The sequence below is a fragment of the Empedobacter sp. UBA7611 genome (assembly GCF_002484365.1).
Classification (GTDB): domain Bacteria; phylum Bacteroidota; class Bacteroidia; order Flavobacteriales; family Weeksellaceae; genus Empedobacter; species Empedobacter falsenii_B.
Genome location: NZ_DLJR01000043.1, coordinates 1 through 732, shown reverse-complemented (window position 1 = coordinate 732; position 732 = coordinate 1). Strand labels below are relative to the sequence as shown.

Annotated in this window: 1 protein-coding gene and 1 pseudogene; both read right to left on the bottom strand. The window is 30.3% G+C overall.

Annotation, left to right across the window (positions count from 1 at the left end; translation table 11 throughout):
• Positions 1–519 (bottom strand): ATP synthase F1 subunit delta (gene atpH / locus B3R94_RS07160; protein ID WP_291099695.1); only part of this gene is annotated, 519 nt, incomplete at its 3' end.
• Between the two features lie 2 nt (positions 520–521).
• Positions 522–732: pseudogene (locus tag B3R94_RS07155) on the bottom strand (F0F1 ATP synthase subunit B); the annotation flags it as partial.

Genomic DNA, 732 nt, shown 5'->3' with positions numbered 1-732 from the left:
TAATGTAGCTAATTTTGTTTTGATTGATGAATCAATTTGAGTATTACCTATTTTCAAGATAAAACCACCGATTAAAGATACATCAATTTTGTTCTCTACTTTTACTTGACTATTTGTGGCTAAAGTTTGTTTTGCTTTTGCTACAATATTATCAATGGTATTTTGATCTAATTGTACTGCCGAAGTAATTTCTGCTGTAACAATATTATTTGCTAAATCGTATAATGAAATAAACTGATCTGCAATTTTAGACAAAATATTTTCTCTACCATGTCTTACGACTAACGAAATGAATGTTTGAGAAGTTTTTGATAAAGATTTGAAAATCTCACTCAATACAGCTTCTTTTTTCTTTGCATCAATCACCGGAGAATTTAAGAAAACTCTTAAATCATCATTCTCTTTAATGACTTTGCGAACATCATTCATTTCAGCATACACTACGTCTGTTTGGCTTGCTCCATTCGCAAACTCCATCAAACCTTTAGCATATCTATGTGCTGCTCTGAATCCTGCCATGTTTAGTTAAATTTAACTTGATCAATAACATTATTAACTAAGTCTTCTTGAGCAGTTTTATCTGCTAATTCTTTCGTTAATATTTTTTCAGCAATTTCAATAGATAACTGTCCTACTTGATTTTTGATATCTGCCATAGCTGATACTTTTTCATTTTGGATAGCTGCTTTTGCGTTCTCAATTAATTTGTTAGCTTCTACAGATGCAGAATTT